Below are 26,114 nucleotides of genomic sequence, written 5' to 3'. Positions count from 1 at the left end.
TCACTCTCTTCCTGCGGGCACGACGACGAGCAGCGGACGCACGTAGGTTCGGTCGGGGAGCATCTCCCGGGCCAGGCGGCGCTCCGCCTCGACCGCGGAGCGGGAGCGGCGGAACAGCTGCGTCTGGGTCGCGACGCCCTCGGCGCCGTGCTCCCACCGGTCCATGCGGTCCACCCAGGCCTGCGCCCGCTCCTCCGCCTGCTGCCGGGCGCTGTGCGCCATCATCTCGTCGACAAAGGACTGGGCTTTCTCGACGACCTGTGGAATCAGCCGCTCGAACTGCTGCGGGTCCGGAACCGGCACACCGACGATTCTCGGGCCCAGGCCCAGATCATCGAACAGGTCCTCCGGGTCTTTGTAAGGCTGCGCCACGGGAACTGTGCCCATGAACTGCACGGTCAGGTACGCCACCGCGATGTTCTGGCCGCGGCGGTTGGTCACGATGCCCTGCACCACGACGGTCGGGGCGGCGACGTCGCCCTGCACCGCGAAGATCTCCTCCCGGCCCAGGTGGGCCAGCGACCGGTCGGCCACCCAGTCCAGCACGGGATGCATGGGGGAGAGGAAATGGGTGTCCGGCCAGGAGCTGCCGTTCGTGTCGTTGAGCGCCGCGCTCAGGCGGGCTTCCGCCGTGGCACGGTCCGGGGTCAGCTGCATCCGGTCCAGCACCCGCCGCTCCTTGAGGTAGGACTGGGGCAGTGCGGCCAGGCGCTGGCGCAGGTCCGCGCTCGGCTCGAACGAGACCAGCTGGATCTGTCCCGCGTTGTTGCGCTCGATGCGCAGACCCACACCGCCGCCTGCGCGTTCCCGTCCCGGCTCGCCGTACAGCTCGGCCAGTCCGGCCAGCAGGTAGTCCACGTCCGAGTCGAAGAGGGCGGTGCGCACCGGCGCTGCGCGTCCGCCGGTTGGTGCAGCCCGGAGGGCGCCGTCGTTCTTTGCCTCGTCCTGCTGGGCATCGGCCTGGAGCAGGAGAGAGAGCCAGTCCTCCTGCTGGGCGAGCGCCTGCTCCGGAGCGGGGACCGCCTCGTCGAAGTCCTTGGCGCCGCGCAGCACCTCGATGATGGCGGCCTCCTCCGCGGTGCCCGAGTACTCGCCCATCAGCGAGGCCGCGTCCCCGAGCTTCTCGTGGGCCTCCCGCTCGCGCTCGACCAGGCGGGTCAGGACGCGTACGTCGCCCGTGAAGCCCTCCACGCCCTCGAGGTCCAGGAGCAGCGTGGTGATCTGCGGCGGGTGCTCCTGCCCGTAGCGATCGATGCGGCCGTTGCGCTGCTCGATCCGGATCAGCGACCACGGGATGTCGAAGTGGACCAGCTCGTGGCATCGCTGGTGGAGATTCACGCCTTCGGAGGCCACGTCGCCGGTGACGAGGACGCGGATGGGGCTCGTGGACTGCTTGAAGGACTCCACGATCTCCTGCTGCTCCACGTCGGTCAGCGCGCCGTGCAGGATGCGGATCTGGTCGTTCTTGAGCTTCAGATCCCTCAGAAGGTTCTCGCGCAACCAGCGCAGAGTGGGCACGCGCTCGGCGAAGACCACCACGCGCTCGGGAGAGCGCGAGCCGACCTTCTTGTCCTGCAACTCTTTCAGCAGCTTCTGGTACTTGCCGGAGCGCGGGGCGCTGCCGTCCTGGGACAGGCAGGCGGCGTTGAGTTCGCGGAGGCGGGTGAGCGCCTCACACTCGCGGCCTGCGGCCACGTTGCCCTCGAGCGTTTTCAGCCGGGCGGCAATGGTGTCCTCCAGTGCCACCGGGGAGGAGAGGAAGGCCTTGGCCAGGGTCCACGGGAAGAGCCGGGAACCCGCGCCGGTGACCGGGGTCGAGCCCTTCGGGTGCGTCCACGTGGCGGCGATCTCGCGGGCGACCTCCAGCTCCTCCGGGCTCGGTTCCGCGAGGACGTGCCGCGGGGACCTTCGCTCGGCCCACTTGTCGCCGACCTCGTTCTTCACCGACTCCGAGTAGCGGTGGCGGCGGATCATGAGGTTGGCGACCGCGGCCGTGCTGATGCTGCCGTCCGCGCCCACGCTCGTGGGCTCCAGCAGGGTCAACAGCTGCGCGAAGGACTCGTTGCGGCCGTTGTGCGGGGTGGCCGAGGCCAGGATCAGCGCATCCGTGTTCGGCGCCAGCGTGTGGGCCAGCTGGTTGTTTTGCGTGGACTGGTTCGTCACGTTGTGCGACTCGTCGATGACCACCGCGTCCCAGTGGTGCCGCCGCAGGTCGTGGACGAAACGGTCCTGCTTGAGGGTGTCGATCGAGATGATGACCTTCTCGAAGTACGTGAACGGGTTCCGCGTGGCCGGCAACTTCTGCTTGACCTGCTGGACGCCCTCCGAGTCCAGGCGGACGAACGGAATGGCGAAGCGCGTCCACATCTCGTGCTGCATCTGCTCCAGGACGTGGCGCGGGGTGACGATGAGAATGCGGCGCCCGCGGCCGCGGCGCATCAGCTCGGAGAGGATCATGCCGATCTCGAGTGTTTTGCCCAGGCCCACGGCGTCGGCGATCAGCAGCCGGGATCGCAGCCGGTCCGGCTCCAGGGCCTTCGCGACGGCCTCGCGCTGGTAGGAGAGCGGATCGGCGAGCGCCTGCGGGGCCATTACCGGCCGCGGGTCGGAGATCGGCAGGGAGGTCTTGCGCAGCGTGGACTCCAGCCACAGGCGGGACCGCACGTAGTGCGAGCTCTCGTCGGCGACCACGCGGGTGTTTGCCGGATCCGTCGTCGTCACCGTGTCGATGCTCGTGTAGAACTGCGCAGTCGTGCCCTCGACCAGTTCGCTCACGCCCCGGACCGTCAGCAGGTCGCCGTCCGCCGTCTGCTCCACCGAGGAGACCAGCCACTGCTCATCCCGGACGACGACAATCGCGCCGGGGGCAACGTCCAGTACTTGGTCGGGCATGACGATCTCCAGGGGTGGGGGGGCGGCTACATGCAGTCTATGGAGTGAAGCTCCTTGTTTGGATCTGCAACTCCATGGACTGTTGGGCGCGCCTACAAGAGTTCAGAGGTGGATGGTTTGGAGGTGCCCATCTCGTTGTCGACCTCTTCGTCGTCCGTCACCAGCCGCACGAGGTCGGCCGAGAACAGTCGCTTCTCAGGATCTGCGCGCCCTGCCTTGTCGAAGACCACGCCTTCCTGTTTCAACATCTCGGTAGGATCGTCCGCCCGGTCCTCGTCACTCCAGCGGAAGTCAGGGGAGGGCTTCGCGGAGGAGGTGAGTACCCGGTGTGGGTTCGGGACAGGGGTGTCTCGAAGTCGGTTTCCGATGGGCTGAGCGGCCGTGCCCAGAGCCTTCGCCAGATCACCGTAGGTGGTCCACCGGCCGGCGGGGATCTCCGTGAGCATCTGGTCCAGGCGATGCCACAGGTTGTTGGGGCCGCTTTCCTTGACTGCGGTGTTCGGGCCAGGCCACGCCTCGACGATCAATTCGGTGAGCTGTTGGCCACGCTGCCGGATTTGTTCGGGGCCCCACTCGTCCGCGGCGGCGATGACCTGATTCATGCGAAGCCCACTCCGACCCAGCTCGGTCTTCTTGTCCTCGAACGGGCGGTTGCCCATGGGTGAGTTGTATCCGGTCAGCGTGAGGTTGCCGAGGGTGTGGACGATGTCCTGGTGTACCTCGTCCACCCGGTGCTCGCCCACCGCGGCGGCGAGACTCTGACGCCACGACGAGGAGAGGGTCTGCGGAAGAACGTGCTCGATGCTCAGCTTCGCCGGGTCTACGGGCTCGCGGCTCTCGAAAAGCTCCTCGATCCAGGTCAGCAACAGTTTGCGCTGGTTACTGCGGCCGACGACATAGAACGGAACATTGGCCACAGCCACCCTGATTTCTTCGTTGGTGGCGTAATGGCGCTGACCCACGGAGAAATAGTCCTGCAACTCACGCATAATGTCCGGTCCGTGGCCGATATCCTGCACTGCCAGGGCGAACAGACGATTCAATCCCATGGATGTGCGGCCCACGAGGAGTCGCCGGACCAGCAATGACTCAATGATGAGGAGGGCTCCGGCGAGTGATTCGTCTTTCAGCAACCTTCGCGCACGCAAGAGCAAGAGGTGAAGGACAAGAGGAGCCACGGTGGCCGAGGCCCAGGCCTGGAGGCGCTGGAGGCGGCGCCGCACAAGTGCCGACGCCTCCTCCTCGGGCCGCGCGATGAGGCGGTAGAGACGAGCGAGCTCCAGGAACCGCCCCACCTCCGCGGCGATCTCGTCCTCCGTGTTGAAGGACTCGAAGCGCTTCTTCTGCTCCTGGTAGGTGTCGCCCATCTTCACCGTGGGTTTGCGCTGGACCAGGTCGAGCCAAAAAAGAGTGTCAAGCTCCTCCCGCGTCAGGAGATCCTGGAGCGGCTTCCACATGGTGCGGTAGACGTGATCGCCCTGCTCGGGCAACCGCATGAAGATGTGGTTCCGCAGAAGGTCTCCCTGCGAGAGCTTGAGCCCGGTGTTGTTGAGCGACTCGAAGATGCGGTGCACGTTGTCAGACTCGGCCGTGCTGATCGAGACCAGAGAGAGTCGACTGGTGGTCGCTTTCTCGATCTCCTTCACCGGCAGTTCCGTGTCGAGCAGGGCGGTGCGGAACCAGCGGTAGGCGGAGCCGATGTGCCCCTCCCCGTCCGCGCCGGGCACCCCGTCGATGACAGCCGAGTAGGCGTCACGGTCGGCCTGAGTGGGGACAAGCTTGATGCGGTACGGATCCTCCAAGTACTGATTGGTGAGAAACGTGTTCTTGATCCGCTCAGCGCCCCGCCGGGCAGTGGGGTCGTGACTCAAGACGTGATCGTGGATGGCGACCAGAAGGATCGTGAGGGTGGTCAAGCGCTGCTGGCCGTCAACTACAAGGTGACGGGTCAATCCGCCGGCAACATTGCCTGAATAGGGCGCGAGGACCAAGGAGCCGATGAAGTGGTTCGAGGACGGATCCTCCTTCATGTCCTCTGTGAGCTGGATGATGTCTTGCCACAAGACGCTCCATTGCGCTCTCCCCCATTGGTACGGCCTTTGATAGAGGGGCACGATATATTGATTCTCGCCTTCGAGAATCTTCTGCAGGGTCGTTTCCTGTGCGGCAACCATGGTTCCATCTATACCTTGTCATGCGTGGGACAGTAGCGCTGGAGGTGGCATGTTTGCCCACGGCGGGGGTCGGATAGGTTCCAGACGCCGCCCCACTGTTAGGCAGTCACTGCGGCATTCACCAGCTTGGCGCCCTCCAACGCCACGCGACCTCGCTGCTGAGCGACGGGCACCGCTCGCTTGAGACGGGCATCGGCGGGCTTGCTGGTCTTGGTTCTACCGAACAACTCCAGCACCGTCTGCTCGGCCTCGCCGAGGGAGCAACATGTCCTTGCGCGACACGATCACCTCCCGAGTTCTTGCTGGTCTAGTCGGCTCCGACGGGCGGGAAACCAGCGGTCGACGTACACATCGACATCGGAGTGGACGCATGTAACCAGGGCCGGGTCTCAGCCTCGCGCGGAACTCCGCCATCGCTTCGTTCAGCGGTTCCTGGAAACTGACAGGTTCAAGCGGTCCAGGTTCCAGGGCAGGTGGGCCCACCGCAGAGTGGGTTGCTGATCGGGGTGGACCTCGGTGACTGTCACGGGCAGTTGCTCGCCGGTGAACCAGATGTGCGTGGGCCGGTAGAAGGGCATCGGCAAGTTGGCCGGATCCTCGACCTCGAGGCGTGGCGCGAAGAACCGACGGGTCAATGCCCGGACGAAACCTGCGCGGTGGTACGCGGCCAGCCGGTCGAAGCGCGCGATCCAGGAGGAGAGGACGCCGGCCGCGGTCGAGTGCAGATGCTCGCGCTGTTGGCTCAGCTCGGCGACTTCCCTCTGGAGCCGATTCAGCTCCTCGAGGGAGGCTGCGCGGCGCTCCTTCTGCCGGCGCAGCAGGCTCTCCTGCTCGCGTAGGTTCTCCTGCTCGGCGGCGGTCATCGGAGCGCGGGCCACGGGGGGCTCGGCAGGAGGCTCGGGCGGGAGGTCGTCCGTGAGCAGGCGGATCTGCGCCTCGGCGGGGGCGATCCGACGGTCGAGTCCTTCCACCGCCTTGATGAGCGAGGTGTGGATCCACGCCTCGATCTCGGCGATCTCCGCTGCCATCGCGCGGGTGGCCGGGTGGTGGCCTTCGGTATCGGGCACGGTCGTCGCCGCGCTGCGCTTGCCTGCGCGCACAGCGGAACGGCGCTGCCAGAAGCTCACACGGGAGGCCATGGGCGGAGCACCTGCCAGCAGATGACCGGACGGCACCAGGAATCGACCCATCACGCTGTCCTTTCGTTCTTGAGGTAGTAGGCCCACGACAGGTTGCAGTGGGTGCAGGTCTGACCCAGCCGGCACTCGACGCACAGCCGTTCCCGCCACTGGCCCCCGCAGTGCGAGCAGTCGACGAGGTTGCCGGAGCAAGCGGGGCAGGGAGAGGTCTCGGTGTCGGGCCCATTGCCGCCGCGGGCGGCCAGCCAGCGCACGAGGAGGGCGATCAACGCCAGGAGGAGGAGTGCTGTGAGCACCAGGATCGCGGTGCCCACGCCGGACGAGAGGACATCGTTCATGGCGGCGCTCAGCGGTTCCCGGCCATGGCGGGCGGCGCCAGCGGGTTCTCGTCAAGGTAGGTCAGGTACTCGGCCACCTTGGCAGTTGCGACCTTCTCATAGCGGGCCATGTAGGTTTCCGTTGCCTCGTGCAGGTGGGCGGTCACCGTGGGATCGGCCATGGCTTGCTCCAGGCCCTGGAGATAGCGCAGGAACCCCTCCCGGATCATTTCCGGCAACGACTGCAGGTGGGCCCGGGTGCGCTGATCGATGGCCAGTTCGTTCAGCAGAACGTTCTCCCGGGTGGCCCTGGCCTGCGCCTCCTCGGCTCGGAGCGCGACGACCGACTCCTGGAGGACCTGTCGGCGCAACCGTAGCCCCCTGAGGTGGCTGATGAGCTGCCCACGCTGGTGCTGCAACTGGTGCTCGGCCTCCGAGGCCTTCTTCTCAGCCTCGGCCCGCTCCGTGCTCTGGGCCTGAAGGCGGTTCAGTTCGGTTTCGTTCAGGTGCTTCCTCGAGGACGCTTTCGTTGGCCAGCGTGTCTCGAGGAGGGCGATGGCGAGGGTCAGTGCCAGGGGCAGGGCGGTCCACATCGAGTACAGCAGCGCATCGCCGAACCAGGGCAGGATGACTTCCACGACGGAACGGTCGGCAGCGTCCTCCGCCAGTTCCAGCACGTCGGGTAGGGAGGTGAGATAACGCAACCATCCCAGGGCCACGATCGTGACCACGTAGAGGGTCACCGCGATCCAGCCGAGCGTTTTCCGGGAGGGTGCGGCGTTGCGGTCCAGCAGCGGGGGAATGGCGAACGAGGCGATCGCCACCGAGAGCCCGGCGACGGACAGGGCCAGCAGCTGCCCGGTCAGCTGGTCGTCACCGAGACGCTGGGTGATCCCGTAGATGAGTCCGACTTCGCCACCCACCAGGGCGAGCCACAGGAGCGTGTACAGGTACGGGCGGCTCCAGAACCACAGCGCGACGCGGCGCACCGTGTGGAACGCCGGCCGCAGGCTCTTCCGCGACTTCTTGGCGGCCTTCTGGTCCACCGGTTCGGTGGAGGACAGCATCTCGGCGAGCGGCTCGTAGAGGGGATGACCGGGGTCGTCGAGGATCGCCCGGGTCTCGTCCATCCTGCCCTCGACCTCGGCGAGTTCCTCCTCGGCGTGACGGAGTCGGCCCTGCGCACGCACGAGATCGGCCTCGGTCCGGGCGGTGATGTCCCGAGCCGTGTACAGGTCCTCGTGCCGCTGGTCGATCGCCTTGCCGAGGGCGAAGCCCAGCCAGCTGGAGCAGCGGTGCTCGAAGGTGGTGGGAGCCTGCGACGTGAAGGAGTGCTTGTCGAAGATGCCGCGGGCGGCGTCCGTGAGACCGTCCTGGAAACAGGCGTCGGCGAACTGGGCGTGGTTGGGCCGTTCCGGGATGTCCGGCCCCGGGACGGTGTGGGACCCGGCTGAGTCGGTGCGCAACTCGTCAGGGGGAGCAATGCTCATCGTGGGGATCCTTTCCCGATCAGGGGTCGCCGGGTCGTTGCCGAGGGCTGTCGTGGGTGTGGCTCACCGGCGCAGCCTGATCGAGCCGAAGGTCGCTCATGGCTCCGCCGCAGGGTGTTCCCTGTCCGGTGTGTGGTGGAAGGAGGTGTTCCGTCAGCCCTGGAGGGCCGCGGCGGAGAGTTCGGTGGAGGTGATCAGCACCCGGCGGTTCTTGGCCTGCGCCGCCTCCAGCCCCGCGCTTCCGGCGACCTCCGGTGTGCGCCCGGGGCAGTCGGGGCCCAGGCCCTGCACGTGCAGCTCCGTGCTCAGCCCGGCGCTCTTCAACGACTCGGCGATCGTGCGCGCCCGCTGCTCGGACAGCCGCTGCATCTGCTCGGCGGAGACACCCTCGGGGTTCGCCGTGCATCCTGTCACCCACAGGGACTTTGCCGAGGACGACTCCAGGGAGGAGACCAGCTCGGTGAGCGTCTGCTCCGCGGCCGCGCGGTCGGCGAAGTCCGCGGTGTCCGGCTGGAAGGAGACCTGGGACTCCGGGAGAGTCACGGACACCGGCTTCGCCACCACGTCGCTGAACGTCACCGGGGTGACCTCCGGTAGATCCCCGGTCGGGGCGGTGGCCTGCACCGTGTCGTCGTGGAAGACGGCCGACCCCCCGCCGGCCTCGACGACAGCCGTCCACAGCTCCTGCAGCTTGGTCCGGGCCCACACCGGCACGGTGGCCTGCGGGTCGAGGACCTGGCCCATGCCCCACCAGTGCACCTCCACGCCGTCCAGGTGCGGAACGTTGCCGGCGTCCTGAAGCTGTTCCACGATCTCGGCGACGTCGGTCTGCGGTCCGAGCAGGCCGTTCTGCATGGCCAGGGGCCCGGCGGTGGACACTCCGCTGTCGTAGACGTAGAGGATCTTGCGCTCGGAATCCGCGGTGGGCCGGCCGCCGAGGTCGAGAGCGCTCAGGACGTCGGACTCACCGGACGAGGCCTGCAGGTCCGCCAGGTTCTCGCTGAGGTCCTCCAGCCGCTTCTCCGGGGACTCCGCTCGCTGGGTCGGGTTGTCGGTGTCGAGCTCATACATCTCGGTCTGCGCCGTCCGCGGATCACCGTCGGCCGGGATGACGGACACCGTCATGTCGCGGTCGAAACGGTTCATCAACTGATCGCGCAGCGAGGCGATGATGATCTCCGGATCGCGGCCCGACTCGTCCACGATGGATGCCATTCCCTGCCGGTCTCCGGCGATCAGCACCATCTGCCCCGCCGGAGGCACTGCCTCGGCCTCGCCACACCCTGCGACCAGCGCCGCCGTCATCAGCAGTGCCGAAGCGGCCATCAGCCGCCTGTTCCCCATATCCATTGCCCCTCGCTTTCGTACTACCGAATAGTAGATTGCATTCGCAACTACATGTATTTGGTGAGCGAAAAGCAGTTCCGTGCGTTGTCACAAACCGGCACACTCGGCCTCGCCGACGTCCCATCTGCGGCGATGCCCCTACCGCGCCGCCCTTCGTCGGCTCGTGAGGCATCAGGGCGGTGGTGTCGCTGCTCGATTCACACGGCTGATGCTCTGGTGGCGTCTTCCGCTCCCGGGACGCTGGCGTCGAGGGGGCCGGGCAAGACGCGGCCACGGACGGTCTGATCATGTGGCTGACGCTCGCAGAAGGACCGTCAACATCCGAGCGGTCCTTCGACGAACCGGTGCTTGCGCTCGGCGAGTTCGCCTCTGTGTTCGGGGCCATCAGTGTTGAACGCCGGCTGGTGCTCATTGATTCATTGGCCTTCGAGCCCAGGGCGGAGCGATGACGGGGACGTCAAGCCCGGGACAGGGGCTCCCCCCGCAGGCTCAGCGCACATCAGCGCGAGCCGGGCTCCTCGCTTGGCGACGACGTCCGCTCGCTGCTCGTCTTGGTCTGCTCCGCGGCGTGCCGCCGCCCCAGCGCCCGCCGCAGCAGGAATCCGCCGCCGGCCATGAGGGCCAGTGGCCACAAGGAGTCGAACGCGCTCAGCAGCGCCGTGGCCTCCAGGGCGATCAGCACGGTGAGCACCGACAGCGCCGTCCATCGGTTCTGCTGGCCAGTGGCGAACAGGTACCAGAAGACGGCGGCGGCCGCGAGGAACAGCACGCCTCAGAACTACCCGGAGGCTACCGAGAACCCAGGGCGGGCCGAAGGAGGCGGCGATCACGCGTACGTCCTCAGGAGGGCAGACCGCCTGAGCGGAGGGACCGGCATTCCCTCGAGGCTCCGCGTACTGAGCGCCGCCCTCCCGAAACGTGGAGCTACTTCCCGAGCTCGGCCAGCCGGTCGGCGACGATGGCGGGGATGTCGTAGTCGGTGTGCGCCCCGGCGGTCGTGATCCGCTGCGCCTGGTCGTAGCCGGCCTCCCGGAACTCGGTCTCGGCCTGGGCGGCAGCGTGCAGGGCCGACCAGGCCCCGGAACCGGAGGCGTAGGCGCCGTCCCGGTTGCCCACAACCCAAGTGAGGTCGAGGTCGTCGGTGGCCGCGGTGGCCTCGGCGATGGGCTGACCGTAGGTGCCGCCGCCGCCGATGAAGGCCGCCCCCGAACCGGCCGGCAGCCAGTCCATGCCCTCGCGCAGCAGGTGCCGGGAGAGAAACTCCGCGCCCCCGGAGTAGCCGGCCATCAGCACCCCGGCGTCGGTGGTGGGGGTGATGTTGGTGGTGGCGAACTGGCGGACCGCCGCGGCGGTGGCCGCGGTGTCCCCGGCGCGCCAGCTGCGGGTGCCGTTCGGGGCCTCGACGAACACGAAGGCCCGGTTCGTCTCGGCGGCGACCTCGGCCAGGCGGGTGGCGAAGCGCCCCTCGGGCTGCTCGGCGCGGGCGGTGCCGTCCCCGTCGAAGTAGAAGACCGCCCCGGCCGGGCGGTCCCAGTCCACGCCGTCGGCGTAGTAGTGGTAGGTCAATGCGATGCCGTTGTCCGCGCGGAACGTCCGGTCGGTGCCGCTGACGGGGTGCCAGCCCGTGGAGCTGGTGGTCACGGCGTGGGCCGGGGCGGCGGTGAGGGCGAGCGCCGCGACGGCGAGGAGGCCGGCACCGGCCCGGAGCAACGGCGTGCGGACGCAGCGGGCCGAGGTGGTGGCGAGTGCTGAGCGGGGGGAGGTCATCGTGGTCGCTTTCATCGTCGGTGATGGGGCGGAGGCTCCGCAGGGCTCGCCCGCGGGCACGGCGCGGCGGAGTCCTGGGGGAGGGAGTCCCGGCCACCCGGGACAGCCTAGGGGCGCACGTACCGGTGACGGCGGATATCGCGCCTGGTGGGAGGGGTGTGCCGCTCAGGATCTAGCCTTTGGGTGCCCGGCCGGCGCGTCGTGCACGCAGGGAAGGCCGACGACGACGCATCCCGCCGCGGGCCCGCCGCACCTCCTAGGCTGGCTCTCATGCGCGAGGAACAGGAGGCCGGAACGGCCGGGACGACGGTGGACGACGTGCTGGCCGAGCTGGCCGCGCTCGAGGACCCCAGGGTGCGCACGGTGAACGAGCGGTACGGCGACGACCACGGGGTGAACCTGACCAAGCTGCGGGCCGTCGCAAAGCGGTTGGGAACGCAGCAGGATCTCGCGCTCGGGCTCTGGGGGACCGGGGACACCGCGGCGAGACTGCTGGCGCTGCTGATCTGCCGCCCGAAGGCGTTCGCACGGGAGGACCTGGATGCCATGGTGCGCGAGACGCGCACCCCCAAGGTGCACGACTGGTTCGTGAACTACGTGGTGAAGAAGAGCTCGCACGCCGAGGATCTGCGGGCGGCGTGGCTGGCCGATCCGGACCCCGTCGTCGCGAGCGCGGGCTGGGCGCTGACCGCTGACCGCGTGGTGAAGAAGCCCAAGGGTCTCGACCTCACCGGGCTGCTCGACGTCGTCGAGGCGGAGATGGGAGACGCCCCGGAGCGCCTGCAGTGGGCGATGAACACCTGCCTGGCGCGGATCGGGATCGAACATCCCGTCCACCGGGCCCGTGCGATCGAGATCGGGGAGCGCCTGGCGGTGCTCAAGGACTATCCGACGCCGCCGAACTGCACGTCCCCGTACGCCCCCGTGTGGATCGCCGAGATGGTGCAGCGGCAGAACGTGCCGTAGGCAGGACCGCGCGCACCCCTGCCGCTACTCCCTCGGGGGCCCTGTGCCCCCAGGGCAGGCAGGGGCCAGACGGTCCCTCCGACCGTGACTGAGCTCCGGTGGTCAGCCTGACGGCTACCGTGAGGTTGACGCGACGACATCGCGTTCTCTGACCCGCCCCGAAAGGTCCGCATGCCCTCCGCCTCCGGTGCCGCTCCGCGCCGCTCCGTGCTGCCCGCCCGCGCGGCGTTCTGGGTGCAGGCGTCCGTGCTGGTGGTGGTCATGGCCGCCTCCAGCGCGCCCAGCCCGCTGTATCCGCTCTACCAGGACCGGTGGGGCTTCCCGCCGGTCGTGCTGACCGTCATCTTCGCCGCCTACGTGGTGGCCCTGCTCGCCGCGCTGCTCACGGTGGGGTCGCTGTCGGACCACCTGGGGCGCCGCCCGGTGCTGCTGGTCGCCCTGGTCCTGGAGATCGCCGCGATGGCCGTGTTCGTGCTGGCCGACAGCGAGACGACCCTGGTGGTGGCCCGGCTGGTCCAGGGCGTGGCGACCGGCACCGCCACCGGCGCTCTCGGCGCCTACGTGATCGAGCTCGAGCCGGTGGGCCGCCGGGGGCTGGGGACCGTGATCACCGGGGCGGGGCCGGTCCTGGGCCTGGCCGGCGGGGCGGTGGCCTCGAGCCTCATCGTCGCCGCCGCCCCGGGGTTGATCGACCTCATCTTCCTCGTGCTGCTGGGCCTGCTGGTGCTGCAGACCGTGGGCACGGCCCTCGGCCCCGAGACCGCGCAGCGTGCTCCCGGGGCGCTGGCCTCGCTGCGCCCGCGGGTCTCCTTCCCGCCGCAGGTGCGCCGCTCGGCGGTGTGGGTGCTGCCCGCCGCGGCCGCGTGCTGGTCCCTGGGCGGGCTGATCATTGCCCTTGGCCCCAACCTCGTCCGATCACTGACCGGCGCGGACTCCGTGGTCCTCACCGGTCTCGTGGTCGCGGCACTGACGGGCACCGGCGGGGTCGCGATCCTCGTCGTCGGCTCGCGCGCCCCCGAGCGGGTGCTCGCGGTGGGCATGAGCCTGCTCATGGCGGGCATGGCCGCCACCGTCGGGGCCCTCGTCGTCGGATCCGTCGGCCTGTACTTCGCCGCCACGGTGGTGGCCGGCGTCGGCTTCGGCGCCGGCTTCCTCGGGGTGCTGCGCACGCTTCTGCCCCAGGCAACACCACGCGAGCGGGCGGGGCTGCTCTCGGCGATCTACGTGGTCAGCTACCTCTCCCACAGCATCCCCGCCGTGGCGGCCGGTGCGGTGGCGGGCCGGATCGGTCTGGTGCCCACGGCGGTCGGCTACGCCGGCATGGTCCTGCTGCTGGCCGTGGTCGTGCTCCTCGGCCTGCTCCGGAACCGCTCGCGACGCTCATGAGCTCCGTCGGTGGTGGAGGATGAGCAGCCGGGCGTAACCGTCCATCAGGCGGTCGATGAGGTCCACCTTCAGGCACTCGTTCTCGGAGATCCTCCGCAGGGTGTGCAGGGAGGTCCCGTCGAACTGCACGGGCGGGGGCAGCCGGAGTCCGTCGCGTGGTGGCTCGACGTCCAGCCGCCACGCGCCCAGGTCCTGCTGCGGCAAGGGGTCGTGGGCCGTTGCGCGCGCCCACAGCCGGCCGTCCGTGCCCACGACCACACCGCGGACGACGTGCCACCCGTCGCCGCACGCGACCCGGGAGAAGGCGTGGCCGACCAGGGGATAGGACCGGGCGCCGTCCGGGACGTATGCGAGCTTGGCCGGCTTCAGGCCCTCGCGGCGCAGCAGCTCGCTCGCCTCGATTCCGACCTTCCGGACCTCGTCCAGGGCCCGTTCCAGGGCGGCCTCGCGCGTACCGCGCTCGTACGGGGCCGACCGGCTCGGGACCTGCTCGTTCCCTGCCATGGCGGCAGCCCGGGAACGCCGCTCGTCCTCGATGCTCATGCCGCCCCCTTGCCTCGGTGACCACGATTCTATGTGCGCCATCTCACTCAGGGCGTGATCTCGACGAGGCGGTGCGCGCGGTGCTCCGCCGGAGTCTGCGGGGGTTGCCGCCGGCGCCGAGGGCGAAGGCCCTGTCCGGTCACCCCGGGCCGTCGGCCGAGGTCCCCGGGCCGCGACGGCGCGGTGCTGTCCACTCGGCCGCTGCCCGACGCTCGGCGTCCCGGCCCAGCGGCCGGGTTCCCCGGCCCCGGACGCGCCGCTCGAGAGCCACCAGGAGCGTGAGCAGGACCACCGCCACCACCACCTGCCACTCGCCCTCCACCGCCCCGAGGCTCCCGGCGGCGTTCCAGGAGGCGTGCTGGACGCCGATGGCCAGGACGCTGCCGCCCGTGTCCAGCAGGTGCATGCCCACCAGGTACCGGTAGACGGGGACGAGGAGGAAGAGCAGCGCGAGGTTCCTGGCGGCCTCCGCGTTCCACCCCTCGGCCAGGTACAGCGGCAGGTGGATCCCCGCGAAGGGCAGCCCGGTGAGCAGCGCGGCGACCGGCAGCCCGTGACGGGCGGTGAGCCGGGACTGCAGGAACCCGCCCCACGCGGTCTCCTCCCACAGGTTGAGCACCAGCGCCCCGTAGATGAGGGTGCTGAACAGATACCACCCCGCCTCGGCCGCCCAGCCGCTCGGTGGACTGCGCAGGGAGCCGGTGGCCGCGGCCAGGGCCAGGGTGAGCACCGGCATGCCCAGCAGCACCACCGCCCAGCGGCCTGCGCCGAAGCGCCAGGCGAAGGCCCGCCCCAACATCCGGCGGATCCCGCCCGGCCCGTCCGCCAGACGGGTCACCAGCAGGGCCGAGCCCAGCAGCGCGACGAAGTTCATGAAGAGCAGGAACGGTTCCATCGGGGCCCCGATGAGCACGGGGACCGTCAACGCCACCCAGCCCAGGCCCAGGGCCAGGAGGAGGAAGACCGTCACGGGCCGGCGCCGGGCCAGGGAACCGCTCCGGGCGTGGCGGTCGGTGTCCCGGGGGCCCGGGGTGGACGTGGTCATGGTGTTCCTCCCGCCCGGTGTCTGTCGTCCGCACCCGGGGACGGGAGACGCAGTCGTCCCCGGGTGCGGACGACGACGACGACCATCAGCGCGCCGAAGACCAGCGCCGAGATCAGGTAGTGCACGGCGCCGGCCTGCGCCTCGGGATCCCGCGCGGCGCCGGCCGACCGACGGGGCGCATCGGAATGGTGGGCCATGGGCTGATCTCCTCCGGCCTGGCTCCAGGGCCTGATCCGTCGTGGTGCGCCCTGGTGCGTGCCTCTCACAGTGCGCGCCTGAGGAGGCCGGGACAAGGGCGGACGGCCCAGCAGCGCTTGTGTGTCATCGGCCGCCGATGACGGAGGACGAGCACCCGCGCGCGGCCCGTCTGCAGCGCGGACCTTTGCGTTCCGGAAGTTTGTGCCGTCCGGAAGGCGACGCTGCAGAGAGCAAGGACGGTCGGGCGCTGCCGGACCCGATCCCGTCAGACTGGGGACATGCCGGATCAGGAGCGTGACCGACTTCGCGAGCTGCTCGACGCGGTGCTCGATGAGAACAACCGCACTCTTGAGGACATGGCCGGTGGTGCCTGGTCCTCGCCCTACCACTTCAGCCGCCGGCTGACCCGCGGCACCGGGGAGCCGCCGGTGACGATGCGGCGCCGGGTCCTGCTGGAGCGGGCGGCGTGGGAACTGGGCACGGGCCGATCGGTGACCGAGGCGGCGTGGTCTGCGGGGTACGAGTCCGTCGACGGTTTCGCCCGCGCCTTCACCAGGGCGTTCGGCCATCCCCCCAGCACCGCCGCCGAGCGCAGCACGAGCCACTGGCTGCCGGCTCCCAACGGCATCCACTTCCACCCTCCGACCTCGCTGTGGGTCGACACCCACGAAGCCGCAACGGCCCGGCCGGCGGCGGCTGACGTGACGGAGCTGATGCTGCACCACGACGTCGAGGACGTCGGCGACCTGCTGGCGCTGGCACAAGGGGTGTCCGAGGAGGAGTACCGCAGGGTGCACGTGCCCGGCAGCGCGCCCCTGGGCTGGGACGGCCCCGACGAGTCGCTCGCCCAGGTGCTGCGCCACCTCGTCGTGACCAAGGAGATCTGGCTGGCGGCCATCGAGGGGCACGACACCCCGGACACCGGTGACGACGATCCCGCGGCACTGGCCGATCGCCACCGGGAGATCGCCCCCCGGTGGCTGGCCATGGTCCGGGACATCGACCGGAGAGCTGCGTGGGGCGACCGGATCATCGACGCGCTGTGCGACCCGCCGGAGAGCTTCGTCGTCAGCAGCGTGATCGCCCACGTGCTCACGTTCTCCGCGCACCGGCGCCAGCTGGCCCGGCTGATGTTGCGCCGGGCCGGAGTCACCCCCGATGCCGGGGACCCGATCGAATGGTTGCAACGACGTACCGGAGGCCTCCGATGACCCGCACCGTCTTCTACACCGCCACCACCCTGGACGGCTACCTCGCCGACGAACAGGACTCCCTGGAGTGGTTGTTCCGGCAGGACTCCGACCCTGAGGGACCGTTCCGCTACGACGAGTTCATCGCCGGGATCGGGGCGGTCGTGATGGGACGCACCACCTACGAGTGGGTCCGCGAGCACCTGCACGCCTCCGGCGAGGGGTGGCCCTACGACATGCCCAGCTGGGTGGTCTCCCACGCGGACCTGCCGGGGATCCCCGGGGCGGACATCCGCTTCGCCCAGGGGGAGGTGGCGCCGATCCACGCCGCTCTCACGGACGCCGCCGGCGGGAAGAACATCTGGGTCGTCGGCGGCGGGGATCTGGCCGCGCAGTTCGCCGAGGCCGGACTGCTGGACCGGCTGATGGTCTCCATCGCGCCGGTGACCCTCGGGGCGGGCCGCCCCCTGTTCCCCCGCAGGTTCGATCTGGAGCTGAAGGACGTGGCCCGCAACCGCGCGTTCGTCTGCGCGACCTACGACGTGGTGGGCCCGATGGCGCCCTCGGGCGGAGGACCGACTCCCTGAACTCGCGGGGCTCACATCTCGATCCGGTGGGCCTCCCGCAGGTTGACGAAGCGCTCGGGGTTCGAGGTCAGCACGATCACCTGGGTCCGCTTCCCGGCGGTGGTGATGGCCGACGCCAGCCGGCGGAGGCGCTGCGGGTCGGAGTGGCCCAGGGCGTCGTCGAGCAGCACCGGCACCCCGTCCTCCGGGTCCACGAGCAGGGCGGTGGCGAGCCGGATGAGGATCACCAGCTGCTCCTTGGCCCCGGTGGAGAGAGCGTGGAACGGCAGCCAGTCGCCGTCGAGCTTGCGCTGCTCGACCTCCAAAGACCCGCTCACCCGGACCTCGAAATCCGGACCGTAGACCGACCTGCCGAGATGCTCCACCTCGGTGCGGAACGGCTGGACGTACTGGGCGTGGGCGCGCTCGCGGTGCTCCAGCAGCGTCCGCTCCAGGAGCAGCGCGGCCTCGGCCCGCCGCTCGATCCCGGCGAGGTGGCGCCGGGCCGCCTCGAGCCGCGTCCCGGCCTGGTCGTGGGCCAGCTGCACCCGGTCGCGGCCCATGCCCTCGAGCCGACCCTGCAGGGAGTGGTGGCGGCCCCGCCGCTCGGCCAGCAGCGTCTCGAGCCCCTCGATCTCGTCCGCGACGTGCTGCTGGTCCCCGAGCACCCGATCGGCGTCGAGGCCGGCGAGGGCCGCCTCGTGCCCGTCGATCTCCTCCTGGACCGCCGCCAGCGCCTCGGCCGCTTCGGTGGCGGCGCGGTCGAGCTCCTCGTCCGGCACTTCACGGCGGGCGTCCTCGAGCCGGGCGCTGCTGCCGGTGAGGGCGCGCTCCTGCTCGAGCGCGGCGCCCTGCAGGGAGTGCAGCGTCGTCTGCGCGGACTCCAGGGCGGACCGGGCGGCCTGGCCGGCGGCCTCGGCCCGGAGCGCGGCGTCCTCGGCCTCGGTGAGGGCGGCCTCGGCCGCATCGGCCGTCTCCTGGGCGGCGCCGACGGTCTCCGGCAGGGGGGCGTCGTCGTCGCGTCGCTCGCCGTACTGCTCGATCGCGGCGGCGAGGCGGTCCCGGTCGTCGCGCAGACCGCTCTCGTCCTCGCCGCCGAGCAAGCGGTCGCGCTGGGCCTCGGCCTCGCGCACCTGCTGCGCCAGCTCCTGCGCTGCGCGCCACTCGCTGCGGGCCTCGGCGACCGAGCCCACCTCGTGCCGCGCCAGCAGCGCGGTGAACTTCTCGCGTGCTGTGCGGGCGGCGTCCCGGCGGGCCGCGATGCCCTGCTCCGGGAAGACCCGCAGCCGCCACTCGCCGGGAATCTCGACCTCGACCTCGTCCGTCACCGGGACGGACCACGGCTCCTGCGGGCCGACCTCCTCGGGGGTGCCGCCGCGCAGGATCGAGCGCGCGCGGCCCAGTGCGGTCAGCTCCACCCGGGCGCTGCCGGCCGCCAGCTCCGCCTCGGCCTTCTCCGCCGCCCGCTCGGCCCGCTCGAGCTCGTCCAGGACGTCCTGGTCGAGCTCCGTGGCCGGGCGGGACCGCAGCTCGGCCAGCTGCGCCCGGACCGCCTCGAGCGAGCCCAGGATCTCCAGCACGCGGCGGTGGCGCTCGACGTCGTCGAGGTGCTTCCGGTCCTCCCGGGCGGACCGGTGGGCGGCCCGGGCGGCCTGCACCGCGGCCTGGGCCGCGGCCCGGCGCTCCTCGGCCTCCTCCGCGTGCTCGCGCACCGGGGTGAGCTCCTGCTCGCAGGACCGCAGGTCCTCGGCGAGCGCCGCGCTGCGCTCCTCGTCGGCGGCCAGCGCGGCCACGAGCTCCGCGCGGCGGGCCGTGCGCTCCCGGGCGCGGTCGAGCTCGGCCTGGGCGGAGTCGCGGCGGCGCTGCGCCTCCTGCCGCTGCCGCTGGACGGCCTCGATCTGCCCGGCGGCACGGTCCAGTTCCGCCTTCTCCGCGCGGGCAGCACCGAGCTTCCGGCCGGTGGTGGCGATCTCCTCCGCGAGCTCCGCCAGGTCCTCTTCGACCTCGGTGATGCCCCGCAGCTCCTGCGCGGCCTCCGCGGCCGCGGTCCCGGCCTGCTGGCGGTCCGTCTCGGCCTGGAGGTACTTGGCGTTCTTCTTCCGCGTGGAGGTCCAGTACTTGTCGCCCTCGGCGCGCACGCGCTCCAGCAGGGAGGCGACCTCGCGGTCGTCGCCCTGGGCCTGGCCGGCGTGGCACTCCAGGGCCCGGCGCAGCGCTGCGCTGTCGGTGAGGGCGTTCTGGGTCAGCCCGCCGGCCTGCATGAAGCGCAGGGCCTTCCACAGCGCGGTGTCGGCCCCGGCCCACAGCTGCTCGGCGGCGTCGTGGGCCTCGCGGCCGGTGAGCGTGCGGCCGTCCCCGGAACCGATGTGACGGAGGGTCGTGGACGGCCGCTTCAGCCACTGCTTGGTGTAGATCACGCGGGTGGACCCGATCGAGAACTCGGCCTCCACGAGGACGGGCACGTCCCGGCCGGCGGGCTTCGCCTCGGAGATCTTCTTGTGCCGGCTGCTGTCCGGGAGCTCGATCAGCGCGTCCAGGGCGTCGATCATCGAGGTCTTGCCGATCTCGTTGCGCCCGGTCAGCACGACGACCCCCGCGTCGGGGAACTCGACCTCGCGCGCGGCCACGCCGCGGAAGTTCTCCAGCTTGAGGCGGTGCAGCTTCATCGGGCAGATCCTCCCACGAGGCGGTACAGGAGCCGGAGCGCGTCCCCGGCGGCGGGCGCGTCCTCGCCCTCGGAGCCGGCGCGTTCGCGGAGCTCGGCCACGGCGTCGGCGGCGTATCCGCCGACGTCCAGGTCCTCGAACTCGTGCTGGTCCGGGACGACCGCGAGATCGGTGTGCCGCTCCCAGGCGTTGAGGCTCGCGAAGACCTCGGCCTGCTGCTCCAGCAGCTGGTCCAGCTGCGCGGACTCCGAGAGGTTCAGGGTGCCGGTGAAGACGGTCTTGAGGATGATCCGCTCCTTCGGCGTGAGCGCGGCGAGCTCCGCCCGCAGCGTCTCGACGTCGTCGGACCCGTCGAGCTGCCGTTCGAGGACGCGGTGCTCCCATTGCCCCACCTCGTGGGAGGTCACGTCCACGGAGCCGCCGTCCAGCGCCACCTCGAGGACGTGGCCGCGGCCGGGTTCGCGGAAGCCCGTGGACTCGTGGGTGCCGGAGTAGTGGATCGCGCCGCGGTCGTCCTCGGGCCAGCGGATGTGCCGGTCGCCCAGCGCCACGTAGTGGACCGCCCCGCGGGCCAGCGCCTCGTCCAGGGGCGCGCGGCGCACGGTGACCTGGGAGCTGCGGTCGGGGTCCAGCTCGTCGAGCATCCCGTGGCCGACGACGACGCGCAGCGTTCCGTCCGGCTCCAGCCCCTCCAGGGCCGGGGCGACCGGGTCCGCGTCGGGCCGCTTGCTGCGCCAGGGCGCGGCCACCAGCTCCACGCCCTCGGCGACGGGCCACGGGCCCACCTCGTCCAGGAGCACGACGTTGTCCGGCTTCGAGCCGAGGAACGCGTCCTGGGCGTAGATCGACCCCGGTCCGAGCGGGTCGTGGTTGCCGGGCAGCAGGTACACCGGCAGCTGCACCGAGCCCATGGCGTCCAGGGCGCGCCCGACGTCCCGGCGGCTGAGGTTCGCGTGCTCGAAGACGTCGCCGGCCACCACCACGAACGCGCATCCCCGGGCGCGGGCCAGCTCCCCGATGCGGCGGATCGTCTCGACCCGGTCGCCCGTGTAGCGGGACTGGGCCTCTCCCTCGAGGTAGTGCCGGGTCATGCCCAGCTGCCAGTCGCTCGTGTGGAGGAAACGGGTGCTCGTCATCGAGGCTCCTCGGTCCGTGGCGGGTGGTGCTCTCCCCGTAGGGGGTCCTCTGCCACGCTATCGGGAGCGGCGGACACCGGAGGCTCCGGCACCCCGGACCGCTCCACCTCTTCGCCGGACGCACCGCCGGCGCCCGAGCTGCCGAGCGCAGTGCGCCCGGCGCGGTGGACGTGGTGAATCCGCGAAGAAGGGGTCGTTCCGCGCCGGCGTGTGCTTGAGTGGACGCATGGAACCGACCAGCCCGGGAGAGCTGTGGGCGGCCGTCCACGCCGAGCGTGCGCGGCTGGCCGAGGACCTGGCCGGCCTGGACGACGCGCAGTGGGCGGAGCCGTCCCTGTGCGAGCGGTGGACCGTGGAGGACGTCGTGGCCCACCTGACCGCGGCCGCGAGCACCGGCCGGGTCCGCTGGCTCCGGAGCGTGCTGGGCGCCCGCTTCGACTTCGACCGGCACAACCAGCGCCGCCTCGAGGAGCACCGGGGAGCCACCCCGGCCGAGACGCTCCGGCGGTTCCGCGCCGTGGCCGGGAGCACCGTGGCGCCCTCCAAGGACACCGCGGCGTGGCTGGGGGAGGTCGTGGTGCACGGCCAGGACGTCCGCCGCCCGCTCGGGCTGCCGCGCACGCCGCCGACCGAGGCCGTGACCGCGGTGGCGCGGTTCTTCGCCGGCCGGGACTTCGCGGTGCCCAGCCGCAGCGCCGCCGCGGGCCTGCGCCTGGTGGCCACCGACGGTCCGTTCGCGTCCGGCTCCGGACCCCTGGTCAGCGGGACCACGCTGGCGCTCACCATGGCGCTGGCCGGCCGCGCGGCGTACTGCGACGACCTGACGGGTGAGGGCGTGCCGATCCTGCGGTCCCGCTGCTCACCCGCCTGAGCGCGTCTGCCCGAGCGCCGGACCGGTGCGCCGACCGGGCGTGGCCCGGCACGGCGCGGATCACCCGCCGCTCCGCGGACGCGTGGCCGGGGACACCGGCTGCCCTCGCGATCGCATCCGTGCAGCGCTGCTCCCGGGCGGAACCGGTGCGTGCACCGAGGGGATGCGGCTCGGCGACGAGCCGATCCCGTACGCCAACACACCCGGCCGGCCACCGCGGCGTCGGCTCAGGAGGCGCCCCAGGGCCGGTGGGCGAGCCCGTGGGCGCCCCGGTAGTCCGGGGAGGTCGGCTCGGACCAGCCCTGCAGCAGCTCCTCGTCGAGGGCGTGGACGCTCACGCCCAGGGGGTGGCAGATCTCGACCGGGTCGGTGACGCCGGGGCCGAACATCGGCTTGGACAGGTCACCGCCCGGGCAGGTGGAGAGGGCCACGAGCAGGTCCTGCTCGGCGAAGAACTCGAAGTGGTCGCCGGGGGCGGCCGGGCAGGTCTTCATGAAGTACTGGTCCTCGGCGTTGAGCCCGGTGCACTGGAAGACGTTGAGCACGTCGTGGACGTCGAACTCGGTGAGCCCGAAGGGCAGCACGGCGCGCACGAGGTTGGAGTGGCAGTGGTAGTCGAAGTCCACGCCGTTGAGCATGGCTGAGACGTAGGGGTCGCAGCGGGTGCCCAGGGTGTCGTGGATGCGTCCGCCCTCGGCGTCGACCCCGTAGCCGGCCAGGGTGTCGCCGACGATCGTGGCCATCGGGCGCAGGAAGGGCAGGGTGGACCACAGCCGGTCGAAGGTGCTCACGTGGGCGGCCTGCAGCTGGCGGGTGCGGGAGGCCCAGAAGCGTTCGCGGGGGTCGTGCCGGTTCCAGAGGTTGAGGTCCCCGACCTGGGGGCCCTCCACGGTGGAGATGCGGCAGACGTGCCCGGCGGGCACCTCCCAGGCCATGCCGGAGCGGATGGGCACGGTGAACTCCTGGACCAGGGTGCGCCGGTGCGTCTCGGCGCCGATGCGCCCGTAGAAGTCCCGGTCGACCTGCAGGGCGGGGCCCTGGTAGGCGGCCTCGGTCAGACGCGGATCGGGGTGCGGCACGGTGTCTCCTTCTCGTGGGGGACGGGTGGGGTGAGGTCTCAGGGGGTGAGGACGGAACGCTGTGCCGCTCGCACCGCGTCGATCACAGCGGCCTCCGAGGCGGCGAGGTAGGCCAGCAGCTCGACCTCTGCCGCGTCGCGGCGCCCCGACAGCAGCAGGTCGGCGATGGTGCGGTCCCGGTCCAGCCACTGCGACTGGAACGCGGCCTCGTCCGGCATGACGGCGAAGGCCAACCGCAGCTGCGCGGCGAGGTCGGTGAAGAACTGGTCCAGCCGGGCCGAGCCGGCCAGGGCGACCAGCGTCGAGTGGAAGACGAGGCTCGCGGTGCCCGCGCCGCGCCAGTCCTCGAGGTTTCGCTCCTGCAGGCCCGCGGTGGCGGCCTCGTCGACCTCGGTGAGCATCCGGTCCGGGGCGCGGGAGCTGGCCCGGACCCCGCCGATCTCGAGGACGCGCCGCGCGGCATAGATGTCGGCGACGTCCGAGGGGGTCAGCACGCGCACCGAGCTGCCGGCGTTGAGCGCCGAGACGACGAGCCCGTCGCTCTCCAGCAGCCGCAGCGCCTCTCGGACGCTGTTGCGCGAGACGCCGTGCTGCAGGGCCAGGGCACGGTCCATGAGGCGGGTCCCGGGTGGCAGCCCGCCCCGGAGGATCTGGGTGCGCAACGCGTCCCGGACCCTGCCCGAGGCCGTGCAGGCGTCGTCGCTGGTCGTCACCCTTCGACGCTATCAGTGTTGAACCATCCTGTCTTCAACTCGAGATCCGCTCGGGACCGCAGGGACGGCCTCTGAGGTGAAGATTGCGTAAATTTGCGTCGTCGGGGTTCTCGACTCCCCTCAAGGGTGGTCAAATGGTTCAACCATCCATGGTGTGAGGGATCACATCTCGTCGTCCACCGAAGGAGCGGGCCATGCCCGAGAGCAGGCGTCCAGAGGGTCCCGCCGACCGGCCGGAAGCCCCCGCGCACCAGCACGGTCCCGGAGCTGCCGGCCGCCGCCGGCAATCGCCGTTCGGCCCGGGACTGATCATCGCCGCGTCGTTCATCGGACCGGGCACGATCACCACCTCGATCGTGACCGGTGCGTCCTACGGGTTCACCCTCGCGTGGGCGGTGGTCTTCTCGATCATCGCGACGATCATCCTGCAGGAGATGACCGGGCGCCTCGGCCTGGCCACGCGCCTGAGCCTCGGCGAGGCCCTGCGGGTGGTGTTCGAGTCGACCATCGCTCGCGCCGTCATGGTGGTGCTCGTCGTCGCGGCGATCGGCATCGGCGGGGCCAGCTACGCCGGCGGGGACACCACCGGCACCGCCCTCGCCCTGACCACCGTCACCGGCCTGGACGTGCGCATCGTCGTCGTGGCCATCCTCCTGCTGATCGGCCTGCTGCTGTGGACCGGCAGCTACAAGGCCATCGAGGTCGTCCTGACGATCATGGTGTTCGTGCTCGGAGTGATCTTCCTGATCACGGCGATCGTGGTCCGCCCGCCGCTCGGCGAGATGCTGCGCGGCATGGTGGTCCCGACCGTTCCCGCCGGCGCCCTGCTGACCACCATCGCCCTCATCGGGACCACCGTGGTGCCGTACAACCTCTTCCTGCAGTCGAGCCTGGTGCAGGAGAAGTGGGGCGAGGACCTCGACCCGGACGTGTCGATGCGGCAGTCGCGCACCGACACGGTCCTGTCCATCTCGGTCGGCGGCCTGATCACGCTGGTCGTCATGGCCACGGCCTTCGGCGCGATGTTCCTGCGCGGCATGACCGCCGAGACCGGGCAGGACCTGACCCGCGCCCTGGAGCCCTTGCTCGGTCCCGCCGCCCCGTGGGTGTTCGCCGTGGGACTGTTCGCCGCCGGGTTCACCTCCGCCGTGGCCGGACCGCTGGGTGCGGCCTACGCCATCAGCGGCACGATCGGGCGCAGCACCGACCTGCGGAGCACCCCCGCGCGGGTCATCTGGATCAGCGTGCTCCTCGTGGGCGGCGTCATCGCCCTGACCGGGTTCAACCCCGTCCAGATCATCATCGTGGCCCAGGCGGCCAACGGCCTGCTGCTGCCGGTCATCGCGATCTTCCTGATGATCGTCATGAACAACTCCCGGCTGATGGGCCGGTACCGCAACGGAACGGTGGCCAACGTCCTGGGCGTGCTCATCTGCCTCGTCGTCACGGGCCTGGCCGCCTACCAGCTCACGGACCTGTTCGGGGTCTGGGACTGATCGCCGGTTCCGGCGGACACTGGAGCACGGGCACCGCTCACCGCGGGCGGATGCCGTGACAGGAGGAGGAGCCATGACCGATCCGGCCGAGACCACCGGCGGACTGCCGTCCGTCTGGATGCAGGACCTCACGTGGGAGGAGGTCGCCGGGTACCTGGAGCGGGAGCGCATCGCCGTCGTCCCCGTGGGCAGCACCGAGCAGCACGGTCCTGCGGGAGTGCTGGGGGTCGACGCCTACGTGGCGATCACCCTGGCCGAGGACCTCGCCCAGCGCACCGGCGTCCTGTGCACGCCTCCGATCTGGTTCGGCGACTCGAGCCACCACGGGGCCTTTCCCGGAACCCTCAGCATCCAGGCGTCGACCCTGTCCCTGCTCGTGCGCGACGTCTGCCGCAGCCTCGCCCGCCACGGCTTCGACCGGATCGTGCTCATCAACGGGCACAAGGGCTCCAACCTGCCGGCGCTGACCACCTCGCTGCGGCAGCTGCACGACGAGGAGCTGCCCGGAGTGCTCTTCGCCGTGGCGGACCCGCTGCACCTGGCGCGTTCCGCGGCCCCGGGGCTGAAGGAGGTCAACGAGCATCACGGCGGGGAGCTGGAGCTCTCCCACGTCCACCACCGGATCCCCGGCTCGGTGCGCACCGATCGGCTCACCGACGCCGGGGTGGACTTCCAGGAGGTCTTCGGCGGCTTCGTGGGCGACGACCTGTTCGGCCCGGCACCCGACGGCGTGGACATCATCTGGTCGGGGGAGGAGCAGCGGCGGTTCGCCCCGACCGGCAGCTTCAGCTCCTCGAAGGGGCTCAGCGAGGAGAAGGGGCGGCGTTACCACGACCACATCGTCGAGCGGCTGCGCGAGCTCGTCGACTGGCTGCGGACCTACGAGGGACCCGTCGGCGCCGCGCAGGGCTAAGCGGAGCCCGTGGGGAGCGGGTGGCCCGGACCGGGCGGACCGACGAGGCCGTGCCGGGCCACCCGATCGTCGACCAGGCGCGCCGGAAGGACCTGCCCTCGTCATCGGGAGAGATCCGGATCCGCGGGCAGGTCGTCCGTCCCGGCGCTGGGCATTCGGCCACCGGCGGGAGAGGGTGGAGGGGGACCGGTCACGGGCCGGTCCCGCACGCCACCACGTG

At 70.9% G+C, this 26,114-nt stretch carries 23 protein-coding genes; 8 read left to right on the top strand and 15 right to left on the bottom strand.

The window, feature by feature from the left end; genetic code table 11:
* The 6 genes from ABD220_RS11810 to ABD220_RS11785 form a co-directional block, all read right to left on the bottom strand.
* On the bottom strand, window positions 1-2,892 hold the full coding sequence (locus ABD220_RS11810) for a helicase-related protein (protein WP_344122807.1): 2,892 nt from the start codon (window positions 2,890-2,892) through the stop codon (window positions 1-3).
* A gap of 92 nt (window positions 2,893-2,984) precedes the next feature.
* Window positions 2,985-5,066 (bottom strand): GmrSD restriction endonuclease domain-containing protein, encoded by a 2,082-nt coding sequence (locus ABD220_RS11805; protein ID WP_344122805.1) that lies wholly within the window; start codon window positions 5,064-5,066, stop codon window positions 2,985-2,987.
* A 422-nt stretch (window positions 5,067-5,488) separates the two neighbouring features.
* Window positions 5,489-6,205, bottom strand: a complete 717-nt coding sequence (locus ABD220_RS11800; RefSeq protein ID WP_344122804.1) for a hypothetical protein — start codon at window positions 6,203-6,205, stop codon at window positions 5,489-5,491.
* A gap of 50 nt (window positions 6,206-6,255) precedes the next feature.
* Window positions 6,256-6,543: a hypothetical protein gene (locus ABD220_RS11795; protein ID WP_344122802.1), complete on the bottom strand. Its 288-nt coding sequence runs from the start codon at window positions 6,541-6,543 to the stop codon at window positions 6,256-6,258.
* Between the two features lie 8 nt (window positions 6,544-6,551).
* A complete protein-coding gene (locus tag ABD220_RS11790; RefSeq protein WP_344122799.1) occupies window positions 6,552-8,012 on the bottom strand; it encodes a hypothetical protein in 1,461 nt (486 codons plus the stop codon).
* Between the two features lie 153 nt (window positions 8,013-8,165).
* Complete coding sequence (locus tag ABD220_RS11785) at window positions 8,166-9,338, bottom strand: OmpA family protein (protein ID WP_344122798.1); 1,173 nt, start codon at window positions 9,336-9,338, stop codon at window positions 8,166-8,168.
* A gap of 308 nt (window positions 9,339-9,646) precedes the next feature.
* Between ABD220_RS11785 and ABD220_RS11780 the strand changes: the two genes are divergently transcribed.
* Window positions 9,647-9,808 (top strand): hypothetical protein, encoded by a 162-nt coding sequence (locus tag ABD220_RS11780; protein WP_344122797.1) that lies wholly within the window; start codon window positions 9,647-9,649, stop codon window positions 9,806-9,808.
* Between the two features lie 50 nt (window positions 9,809-9,858).
* Here ABD220_RS11780 and ABD220_RS11775 read toward each other — a convergent pair whose 3' ends face one another.
* Together ABD220_RS11775 and ABD220_RS11770 are read right to left on the bottom strand one after the other, a co-directional pair.
* On the bottom strand, window positions 9,859-10,128 hold the full coding sequence (locus tag ABD220_RS11775) for a hypothetical protein (protein ID WP_344122795.1): 270 nt from the start codon (window positions 10,126-10,128) through the stop codon (window positions 9,859-9,861).
* 155 nt (window positions 10,129-10,283) lie between these two features.
* The gene (locus ABD220_RS11770; RefSeq protein WP_344122793.1) at window positions 10,284-11,126 is read right to left on the bottom strand and encodes a hypothetical protein; all 843 of its coding nucleotides are present in this window, start codon (window positions 11,124-11,126) and stop codon (window positions 10,284-10,286) included.
* A gap of 270 nt (window positions 11,127-11,396) precedes the next feature.
* Between ABD220_RS11770 and ABD220_RS11765 the strand changes: the two genes are divergently transcribed.
* Window positions 11,397-12,092 carry a DNA alkylation repair protein gene (locus ABD220_RS11765; protein ID WP_344122790.1) on the top strand — a complete coding sequence of 232 codons (696 nt, stop codon included), beginning with the start codon at window positions 11,397-11,399 and terminating at the stop codon, window positions 12,090-12,092.
* 171 nt (window positions 12,093-12,263) lie between these two features.
* Window positions 12,264-13,478, top strand: a complete 1,215-nt coding sequence (locus ABD220_RS11760; RefSeq protein ID WP_344122788.1) for an MFS transporter — start codon at window positions 12,264-12,266, stop codon at window positions 13,476-13,478.
* On the opposite strand, the gene ABD220_RS11755 is transcribed toward ABD220_RS11760, so the two are convergent.
* The 3 genes from ABD220_RS11755 to ABD220_RS11745 all read right to left on the bottom strand — a co-directional run bounded on the left by ABD220_RS11755 (window position 13,473) and on the right by ABD220_RS11745 (window position 15,263).
* Window positions 13,473-14,021: a hypothetical protein gene (locus tag ABD220_RS11755; RefSeq protein WP_344122786.1), complete on the bottom strand. Its 549-nt coding sequence runs from the start codon at window positions 14,019-14,021 to the stop codon at window positions 13,473-13,475. The two genes, ABD220_RS11760 and ABD220_RS11755, sit on opposite strands and share 6 nt — an antisense overlap.
* Before the next feature lie 139 nt (window positions 14,022-14,160).
* Window positions 14,161-15,066: a CPBP family intramembrane glutamic endopeptidase gene (locus tag ABD220_RS11750; RefSeq protein WP_344122784.1), complete on the bottom strand. Its 906-nt coding sequence runs from the start codon at window positions 15,064-15,066 to the stop codon at window positions 14,161-14,163.
* The gene (locus ABD220_RS11745) at window positions 15,063-15,263 is read right to left on the bottom strand and encodes a hypothetical protein (RefSeq protein ID WP_344122782.1); all 201 of its coding nucleotides are present in this window, start codon (window positions 15,261-15,263) and stop codon (window positions 15,063-15,065) included. Before ABD220_RS11745 ends, ABD220_RS11750 begins: the two co-directional genes overlap by 4 nt.
* Before the next feature lie 279 nt (window positions 15,264-15,542).
* Here ABD220_RS11745 and ABD220_RS11740 point away from each other — a divergent pair, with 279 nt between their 5' ends.
* A complete protein-coding gene (locus ABD220_RS11740) occupies window positions 15,543-16,475 on the top strand; it encodes a helix-turn-helix domain-containing protein (protein WP_344122780.1) in 933 nt (310 codons plus the stop codon).
* A complete protein-coding gene (locus tag ABD220_RS11735; RefSeq protein WP_344122778.1) occupies window positions 16,472-17,041 on the top strand; it encodes a dihydrofolate reductase family protein in 570 nt (189 codons plus the stop codon). The genes ABD220_RS11740 and ABD220_RS11735 overlap by 4 nt, the downstream gene beginning before the upstream one ends.
* Window positions 17,042-17,052: 11 nt before the next feature.
* Here ABD220_RS11735 and ABD220_RS11730 read toward each other — a convergent pair whose 3' ends face one another.
* Together ABD220_RS11730 and ABD220_RS11725 are read right to left on the bottom strand one after the other, a co-directional pair.
* Complete coding sequence (locus tag ABD220_RS11730; protein ID WP_344122776.1) at window positions 17,053-19,686, bottom strand: AAA family ATPase; 2,634 nt, start codon at window positions 19,684-19,686, stop codon at window positions 17,053-17,055.
* Window positions 19,683-20,822, bottom strand: a complete 1,140-nt coding sequence (locus ABD220_RS11725; protein ID WP_344122774.1) for a metallophosphoesterase family protein — start codon at window positions 20,820-20,822, stop codon at window positions 19,683-19,685. Before ABD220_RS11725 ends, ABD220_RS11730 begins: the two co-directional genes overlap by 4 nt.
* A gap of 226 nt (window positions 20,823-21,048) precedes the next feature.
* On the opposite strand from ABD220_RS11725, the gene ABD220_RS11720 reads away from it, so the two are divergent.
* A complete protein-coding gene (locus ABD220_RS11720; RefSeq protein ID WP_344122772.1) occupies window positions 21,049-21,693 on the top strand; it encodes a maleylpyruvate isomerase family mycothiol-dependent enzyme in 645 nt (214 codons plus the stop codon).
* Between the two features lie 227 nt (window positions 21,694-21,920).
* On the opposite strand, the gene ABD220_RS11715 is transcribed toward ABD220_RS11720, so the two are convergent.
* Together ABD220_RS11715 and ABD220_RS11710 are read right to left on the bottom strand one after the other, a co-directional pair.
* Entirely contained in the window at window positions 21,921-22,772 is an 852-nt protein-coding gene (locus ABD220_RS11715; protein ID WP_344122771.1) for an urea carboxylase-associated family protein, read from the bottom strand.
* Window positions 22,773-22,810: 38 nt separating this feature from the next.
* Window positions 22,811-23,485, bottom strand: a complete 675-nt coding sequence (locus ABD220_RS11710) for a GntR family transcriptional regulator (protein WP_344122770.1) — start codon at window positions 23,483-23,485, stop codon at window positions 22,811-22,813.
* Between the two features lie 194 nt (window positions 23,486-23,679).
* On the opposite strand from ABD220_RS11710, the gene ABD220_RS11705 reads away from it, so the two are divergent.
* Both ABD220_RS11705 and ABD220_RS11700 read left to right on the top strand, forming a co-directional pair.
* On the top strand, window positions 23,680-24,981 hold the full coding sequence (locus ABD220_RS11705; protein WP_344122768.1) for an Nramp family divalent metal transporter: 1,302 nt from the start codon (window positions 23,680-23,682) through the stop codon (window positions 24,979-24,981).
* Between the two features lie 73 nt (window positions 24,982-25,054).
* Window positions 25,055-25,894: a creatininase family protein gene (locus ABD220_RS11700; RefSeq protein ID WP_344122766.1), complete on the top strand. Its 840-nt coding sequence runs from the start codon at window positions 25,055-25,057 to the stop codon at window positions 25,892-25,894.
* Window positions 25,895-26,114: the final 220 nt, after the last annotated feature.

This window comes from Kocuria aegyptia, from assembly GCF_039530085.1.
In the GTDB taxonomy this organism is placed as follows: Bacteria; Actinomycetota; Actinomycetes; order Actinomycetales; family Micrococcaceae; genus Kocuria; species Kocuria aegyptia.
This window is presented reverse-complemented; position numbering and strand designations above follow the sequence as displayed.